The sequence below is a fragment of the Actinomycetota bacterium genome, from assembly GCA_028698215.1.
Lineage (GTDB): Bacteria > Actinomycetota > Humimicrobiia > Humimicrobiales > Humimicrobiaceae > Halolacustris.
The window spans coordinates 1-7,734 of sequence record JAQVDY010000043.1 but is presented as its reverse complement, the minus strand read 5'-3'; the positions used below and the strand labels follow the sequence as shown (position 1 = coordinate 7,734).

The 7,734-nt window shown below is 41.8% G+C and carries 6 protein-coding genes; 3 read left to right on the top strand and 3 right to left on the bottom strand.

All coding sequences use genetic code 11. The features are described 5' to 3' along the window. Positions 1-120: 120 nt before the first annotated feature. Positions 121-993, top strand: a complete 873-nt coding sequence (locus PHN32_08685) for a DUF4214 domain-containing protein (protein MDD3777665.1) — start codon at positions 121-123, stop codon at positions 991-993. A 114-nt stretch (positions 994-1,107) separates the two neighbouring features. Here PHN32_08685 and PHN32_08680 read toward each other — a convergent pair whose 3' ends face one another. The 3 genes from PHN32_08680 to PHN32_08670 all read right to left on the bottom strand — a co-directional run bounded on the left by PHN32_08680 (position 1,108) and on the right by PHN32_08670 (position 5,168). Then, positions 1,108-2,235, bottom strand: coding sequence for a glycosyltransferase family 1 protein (locus PHN32_08680; GenBank protein MDD3777664.1), 1,128 nt, complete (start codon positions 2,233-2,235; stop codon positions 1,108-1,110). Position 2,236: 1 nt separating this feature from the next. Then, on the bottom strand, positions 2,237-4,606 hold the full coding sequence (locus tag PHN32_08675) for a glycosyltransferase (protein ID MDD3777663.1): 2,370 nt from the start codon (positions 4,604-4,606) through the stop codon (positions 2,237-2,239). A gap of 112 nt (positions 4,607-4,718) precedes the next feature. Continuing rightward, positions 4,719-5,168 carry a hypothetical protein gene (locus tag PHN32_08670; GenBank protein ID MDD3777662.1) on the bottom strand — a complete coding sequence of 150 codons (450 nt, stop codon included), beginning with the start codon at positions 5,166-5,168 and terminating at the stop codon, positions 4,719-4,721. Between the two features lie 341 nt (positions 5,169-5,509). Here PHN32_08670 and PHN32_08665 point away from each other — a divergent pair, with 341 nt between their 5' ends. Together PHN32_08665 and PHN32_08660 are read left to right on the top strand one after the other, a co-directional pair. Beyond that, positions 5,510-5,971: a DUF4870 domain-containing protein gene (locus tag PHN32_08665; protein ID MDD3777661.1), complete on the top strand. Its 462-nt coding sequence runs from the start codon at positions 5,510-5,512 to the stop codon at positions 5,969-5,971. A 192-nt stretch (positions 5,972-6,163) separates the two neighbouring features. Continuing rightward, the coding region (locus tag PHN32_08660; GenBank protein MDD3777660.1) for a glycosyltransferase family 2 protein at positions 6,164-7,734 on the top strand (1,571 nt) is incomplete at its 3' end.

Sequence of the window (7,734 nt, the reverse complement as noted above, 5' to 3'; positions counted from 1 at the left end):
ATAAAGGCAAAAGGCAGGAGCTGTCCCGCCGGGGAAGCCTGCAGGCTCAAAAATTTAGCTGGGAGCAAACTGCCCGCAATACGCTGGAGGTCTATAAAAAAGTATATAAGGAGAATGCGCTTGAAACGTAGAACTATAGTAGCTATATTTGTAGCCGTCATAGTAGCAACATTAATGATACCAAACCTAGCTTTTGCAGATTCTCAAAACGTCGAAGATTTTGTTACCCGCTTTTATAATACCTGTCTGGACCGGCAGCCCGATGGTCCAGGCCTGACTAACTGGGTGGGGCATTTAACTTCAGGCAGGCTTACTGGGGCTGATGTGGCTTATCATTTCATATTTTCTGAAGAATTTCAAGCCAAGAATACTTCCCATGAACAGTTTTTGCTGGTTATGTACAGGTCCTTTTTTAACCGCCTCCCAGATCCTGAAGGTTATGCCGGTTGGCTGGGCCAGCTGGAAAAGGGGAGAAGCAGGAGTTTTGTGCTTTCCGGCTTTGTAAACTCGGTAGAGTTTGCCAGCCTGTGCAGTATTTACGGCATAAATACAGGTAGCCTTTCTTCCAGCAAGGATAGTAACTCAACCGTTTTAGATTCATCCGACAGTTACATAACCGATGTGCTTTCCAACTTAAATCATATAAGGAAAGATTACGGGTTAAACCAGGTGGCGCTATGCCCGGGGCTTAATGGAGTAGCAAGCTGGAGAGCAGAGGATATGATATCCTGCGGATACTTTTCCCATATAAGCCCTAGCGGCATAAGTGCATTTGACCTAATGGCTGACAGGGGTATAGTTTTTAGTGCTGCTGCTGAGAATATAAATCAGGCATCGCCTCCATCTAATGGAACAGTGGAAACCTTTTTGGCCTCCTGGATGGATAGTGGGCCCCATAGGCAGAATATTTTAAATAGCGCTTTTACCAGAGTGGGGATTGGAATGTCCCAGGATGAACAGAGAAGAGTATTGGTAATGGTATTTGCCAATTAGTTTAATTAAATCAGCATTATCACATTATTCAAAGGAAAAGTGTGATGTAAGCTTTAAATCTGTATTTCTAGCAACAATTAAGCTAAAGAAATTTAGAAATAACCAAAGCCATACCTACAGCTGTTTGTACAGAGCTAAGGTAGCCCTTGCATTCTCTTCCCATGAAAACTTAGCAGCCCTGGTTAGAGCCTTGTTGGCCAGCTCTTCTCTTAAGCTATTATCTGAAAGTAGTTTAACTACAGCCTGGCCCAAGGCATTGCTTTCCTCTAAATTAACCAATATCCCACTATCTTCCACTACCTCAGGCAATGATGAAGTATTACCTGCAATTACCGGCAAACCGCAGCTCATAGCCTCCAGGACAGGCAAACCAAAACCTTCAAATATTGAAGGATACACAAAAATCATAGCTTGATTATATAGATGCACCAGATCCTGGTCAGGAACCCGGCCTAAAAACAATATATCCTGGCTATGTGGGCTGTCCTCTTTAGCCTTAAAGCTGGCCTCGCTTTTCCATCCTGTCCTGCCCACAATAGCCAGCTTTAATTGCTTAAAATCTTTTTTTATATTATTGAAAGCCTCTATCAAGGCTGGATAATTCTTCCTGGGTTCAATGGTTCCCACTGACAAGATAAAATTGCCATCCAGGTTATATTTTTTGCATACTTCCTTATCCGGGTGTTCCAGCTTGTTGAAGATATGGTCTGCTGCGGGGTAGATCACTTCAATTTTTTCCTCCGGTATGCCCAAAAATTTGATAATATCCTGGCGGGTGCTATGGGATATGGCAATGATTTTTTTGGCCCTTATGGCATTGGCTTTAACCTGTTTGGTATATTTTTCTATAAACCAGTCAAAGTTAAACTCAGGATAACGGATAAAGGCCAAATCATTTATAGTAAGCACCAGGTTACGGTTTAAGGTAGGGCCGATCATAAAATCGGGGCAATGAAGCAAATCCGCCCTGTAGCCTAAAAACTCATAGGGGGGAAAATTAAATTTGTCCCACCAGGAAAGCTTTTTATCACTGGTAAAAACGAGCTTTGCTGCAACATTATCCCTTTGGGTAAGCTGTCCTATGACTTCCAGGTTCTGGCGGGTAGTGCACCTGGCCACCAGTTTAATTTGGTTACTATGGTCCAAACCGGCAAGGTGCTCTACCAGATTGAAAATATAGCGTCCGGCCCCAATATCCTGTCCATGATTGGCCAGGGTTGAAATATCTATTCCAATTTGCATGCTAACTTAATCTGTCAATAAAATTATGTACTGACTGCCTTTCGTATTCCAGTTTGCTGTGCAGCAGTCTTCTTACCTTATCTATTTCAATCCTGAACTTGGTCTGGCTCAGATTCTGTAGATAAGTGATATAGTCTTCATAAGTCTTATTGCCTACCAGGGCATAAAGCCTTTGATAGGTTTTAGACAAGTTGGTTAGGGAGTACTGGGGCACATTTTCTACAAAATCAAAAAAGTTAGATTCACCCCAGCAATACTTAAGTACATCTTCATCAAATAATTTCCTGGACATCTGGATATTGGCCCTTTCCTGTTTGAGATAGGGCAAGCTTTTTTTGTAGTTTCTGGTTATCTTTTTAGCTGTGGATTTAAGGTTAGCATCTTTTAGGTTCTGTTTCTGTATTCCCAGCTCAATGTTTTTTACCCGCACCAGATTTGCTTCTTCAGCATTCTTATACAAGGTTTTTAACAGGTTGAGTTTCTGGTAATAATATTTGGTCTGCCACCCGGTAGCCGCATCCCGGAAGCTGTAAGCATATTTGTGATAAACTATGGCGGTGGGACAGGTCCTAAATGCATAGCCATAGAGGTTGGCCCTATAGCAGAAATCCACATCTTCATAGAACAGGAAGAAACTGGGGTCTATTTTACCTACCACTTCCTCCGAAAAAGCCTTGGTTTTTATAAAGGCAGAAGTAAAAGAGCATCCAAACACATTTTCATCCCGGTCATACTGGTCCAGGTCCAGCTGGCCTATGCCCTGATAGCCAATATAATAGGATTTATCCAGGTAAATGCCGGCACTTTCTATAAAATCCCTCATGTAGTAAAACTTAATCTTGGGAGCCAGGCCAATATACTTCCTGTCCAGGCTTCCTATCATATTAACGCATTCTTCTACCGCCCTTTTATCGTAGGCCACATCAAAATTGGATATCAGCACATAAGGGCTGTCTATGCTTTCCAGGGCCCGGTTTATAGCTCTTCCCAATCCCAGGTTCTGGGTAGATTTAATAATCTTGATACCGCTAAACCTCTGCCTGATGCGGGTCAGTATGTCGTTATCACTGTTATTATCAAAAAGAAGTATTTCCAGGTTTTGATAAGTCTGCTCCTTAAGAGAGGCAATGCATTCTTCCAGGCATTCAAAGCTGGAATTGTAATTGACTATGAGGGCGGTAACCGGGGGGAACTTATCCGGTATTTCTTCCTGTTTAAAATCCCGGGGTACTATATCTGTATCTTGCAGGCTGAGCATCTGTTTTATCTGTTGATCGTATTTATCTACTGTATCCCGCCAGTTAAACTTTTTGGAAAACTGGTAGGCAGCCTTTCCCATGCTATCCCTTAAATCCTTATCAGATATTAGGAGGTTTAGCTTATCAATGAATTGGGATTGATCCTTAACTATGAATCCAGTTTCCCCATCCTTGGTAATTTCTGGATGGGCCCCTATATCATAGCAAACAGAAGGCTTGCTGAAACTATGGGCTTCTGCTACCGGCAGGTCAAACCCCTCCCATTTAGAACAGGTCACATAAATATCGGAAGCCTTAAATATTAAGGGCATAAGAGTTTCCGGGGCATTGCCTAAAACCATGATTCCATGGTTCTTTAGCAAAGCTTCGTCATTCTGGGAGCCATAACCTACCGCCAGCATTTTTACATCATCCCTGCTTTTGGCCAAATGGTTATGGATGTGGATAAGTTCATCTACCCCTTTATAGGGCTGGTTGGAAATATTTAACCTGCCCACAAATAACAGCAGTATATCATCAGTTTTTACTCCCAGCTCCTGCCTGAAATTAGCTACCCTTTCATCATCAGGCATATCGGCTAACTTATAGTGGTTGCAGCCGTTATAAATATAGCCAGCCTTGGCCTGCAGCTTTGCCGGCAGGCAGGATAGCAGAAACTTAGATACAGTTATAATCTTTTCAGCCTGGCGGAAATAGGACAGGTTCTGGCTCAGCTGCTGGTAGCGGTAAAAAAGCCTGCGTCGGTAAGGCATGCCTGCTGTAGATATGATACCATGGTCTACCACCAGGACCGGCTGTTTTAATTTGGGTATAAGGCTGTAAAAGGGAAAGGACTGTATGACGAACAGGTCAATTTTTCGTTTCTGGAAAAAGGGGACCAGTTTCCTTATCCATCTCTCGTAAACTATGGGATTCCTAACCGGCCTTACATAGGGCAGAGTAGTTATGTGATAAGACTTCCGGCTGGTAAAAGTTTCATCATGGTAATTGCAGTAAACCCGGGTATGGTAACCTTTCTTAGCCAGGCCGTCGGCCATACGGTCTACCACCAGATCCACCCCATGGCCTTTTATCATCCGGTCGGTTATAAAGGCAATGTTTATTTCTTTCATAATCTCTTTTCTATATTAGACTGGTTTTATTTTACCTTAGTTAATATTTAAAATAAATCACTTCTATCTGCCCTGTAAGGCTTTAATCCCTTTACTTTATCACCTTCATTATTTAAGAATCCTGTTTTTCCTGGCTTTCCTTATCCGGGGTTTCCTCTGGCTTGGCGCCGTAGTTTAGATATTTTTTAGCTACAGGATCATTAAATCTTTTCCATAATATGGCTCCAAATATGGTGCCTACCGGAAAAAGTACTACCATGGATACCACCAGGGCAGCCCTGCCTACAGGAACAGCCCAGCCCTTTCTCATATATAGTCCTACTAGCGCTGCTACATAAAGGGCCAGGAACACCCAACCAGTATTTTCTCCAAGAGGAAGGCCCATATTGGGAAAAGGTATATTAAAGGGGCCCATATGAAAATTTTTTCCCATCCAGTTTCCCACATCCAGCAGGGAAAAAGTACCGATACCGGCTAAAATAGAGATTACCCAGAAATAGATCCTTGGTCCTCCTATTACTTTCTCTCCCATTTTAAGTTCTTCTTGATTTGATTCAGCCATTTATCCTCCTAAGTCAATGTTTTCAGATAATAATTTTGGCAAATACCGGAAGTGATTTGCCTCATACTTTTTTCTACTGCCCAATATCATACTAAAAAATTAAACATTTTAAAAAGCAAAGGCTATAACCAGGCGGATTTATTTAAAACTAAGGCAGTATAAGGGAGAGTGGAAATCTTAGAATGTTCTATAGGTAAAAACTAAAAATGTTATTAGTAAAGTGATTTGGATTAAATCAATTAATTTAATCATTTTATACCTGTCAATAATATTAAGATAAGGTATAATCAAAAATATCATCATTAAAACTGCCTATTATTAATGAAAAGAAAGGAAGTTTAATGGCTGAACAACCTACAGCAGAGCATCCGGACGCAAATAAAAAAAGTTCTACAGGAATGCCTGCCAAGCTGGCAGTACTGGTATCCCATGCTGGAATCCTGCTATATGGATACGGGGGCTGGCTGTCAGGCCTAATCATCTATCTGTTGGAAAAAGAAAACAGGTTTGTCAAGTTTCAGGCGATGCAGTCCATGATTATTGGCTTTACCTCTTTAATCATAAGGATAGTACTGCAGATTATTGGGTCTATAGTAAGAGCAATCCTGGTTAGATCGGTATTTTCCTATGGATTATGGGGCTGGTGGAGCCTGTTTAGCTGGCTGGCCTGGTTTGTAGTAATTGCAGAGCTTATAATCAGGATAGTAATAGTGCTGAAAACCCAGCAGGGAGAAAACTACAAGTTTCCCTTCTTTGGCAATCTGGCTGAAAAGTACACCAAGAATTTTAATCCCCAAGACTAAAAATCTAGTACAGGGGGCGATGCTTATGGGGCATAACCCCCCTGTATCCCAAACCGTGGGTTTTTAACACTACTAATCCAGGTATTCCTTACTGTCCCCCAGTAGAGCAGCAACCACAAATAATATTGTTTAAAATGAATTGTTTGTTATAATTTATTTAACTTTTTATAAATTTTATACGGAGATCATCTGATGGGAAATATGATTGCCTATCCTCTTATTACCATCTCTATTGTAAATTTAAATGGCAAGGATTATTTAAAGGATTGCTTAGACAGCATAGCCCAACTGGATTATCCATCCCCCAAAATAGAATTAATAGTGGTAGATAATGGTTCTACTGACGGGTCAGTAGAATTCCTGTCACAGCATTATCCCCAGGTTAAGGTGATTGCCAATAAAACTAATCAAGGTTTTGCTCCTGCCAACAACCAGGCAGCCCAGCAGGCCAGTGGTGAATATATCGCTTTCTTAAACAATGATACCAGGGTAGACCCCCAATGGTTAACCGAGTTGGTAAGACCCTTGCTGGGCCAGAATGAAATAGCAGCAGCAGGCTCTAAGGTAATGTCAGCCGATGGTAAAAACATTGATTTTGCCGGAGGCATGATTAATTTTGAAGGCAAGGGTTTCCAGATAGATTACGGGCTGCCGGCAGAACAGGACCAGCACCACAATATGGTATACCAGCCTTTTGTAAACGGGGGAGCCATGATGGTAAAGACCGATATATTCCGCCATTGTGGAGGTTTTGACTCCGATTTTTTTGCATATTATGAAGATGTAGATTTGGGCTGGAGGCTGTGGGTACTGGGATATAAGGTGGTATTTGTACCCCAGTCCATAGTATATCATGTGCACCATGGCACCTCCCAGGTCTTCAGCGACGATAAATTGAGGTTTCTAAAAGAGAGAAACTCCCTTTATTCCGTATTTAAAAACTATGATGACCATAACCTGGCCCGGGCTTTGGCGGCTACTTTCGGCAATGTATTTAACCGCCTGTGGGTAGACTTAAAATTTGACTATAAGAATTACTATAAGTTTTCTTTGGAAGAGGATAAAAAGTTAAGCGAGGCCATAGAAAAACAGATTAAAGATATAACCATAGATAAGCAGCCCTTAAGTTCAATGGCGGCAGTGAAAGACTTTATGGATAACCTGCCTAAACTAATTGAAAAAAGGCGATGGATACAGCAGAACCGGGGCAGGGATGACAAGGCGGTATTTACTTATTTTAAAGGACAATTTCTGGCAGTATCTTCCGACCCGCAGTACCAGCAAAACCAGATTAACATGCTAACCGGCTTGGGACTATATGATATTTTTACCAGGGAAATAAAGAGAAGCCTGCTTATTATAACCAGTGAAGTGGTATCCGCACAAATGGCAGGCCCGGCTATCAGGGTATGGAATTTTGCCAAAGTACTGTCCCAGTACATGAATGTAACCCTGGCTGTACCCAATGATTGCAGGCTGGAGCCGGACAGCTTCAGCTTGAAAAAATACAGTGACGAGGCCAGCCTGAAGGCCTTGATAGAGCAAGCAGACATAATACTTACCGGCGGAACTACTTTTTCCCGGTACGGATGCATAAAGAAATCGGAAAAGTACCTGATTATGGATATATATGATCCTTATAATCTAGCAGTTTTAGCAGAGTACAAGGATGAACCCATGGAAAAAAGGCTAAGTGTCCATAAACTGGTGCATTACAACCTTAATGAGCAGTTCTATTATGGAGATTTTTTTGTCTGTGCCTC

Excerpts from the sequence above, each read along its gene's own strand:
- PHN32_08680 (MDD3777664.1), bottom strand. The coding sequence starts at position 2,235 with ATGCAAATTGGAATAGATATTTCAACCCTGGCCAATCATGGACAGGAT.
- PHN32_08675 (MDD3777663.1), bottom strand. The coding sequence starts at position 4,606 with ATGAAAGAAATAAACATTGCCTTTATAACCGACCGGATGATAAAAGGC.
- PHN32_08670 (MDD3777662.1), bottom strand. The coding sequence starts at position 5,168 with ATGGCTGAATCAAATCAAGAAGAACTTAAAATGGGAGAGAAAGTAATA.
- PHN32_08665 (MDD3777661.1), top strand. The coding sequence starts at position 5,510 with ATGGCTGAACAACCTACAGCAGAGCATCCGGACGCAAATAAAAAAAGT.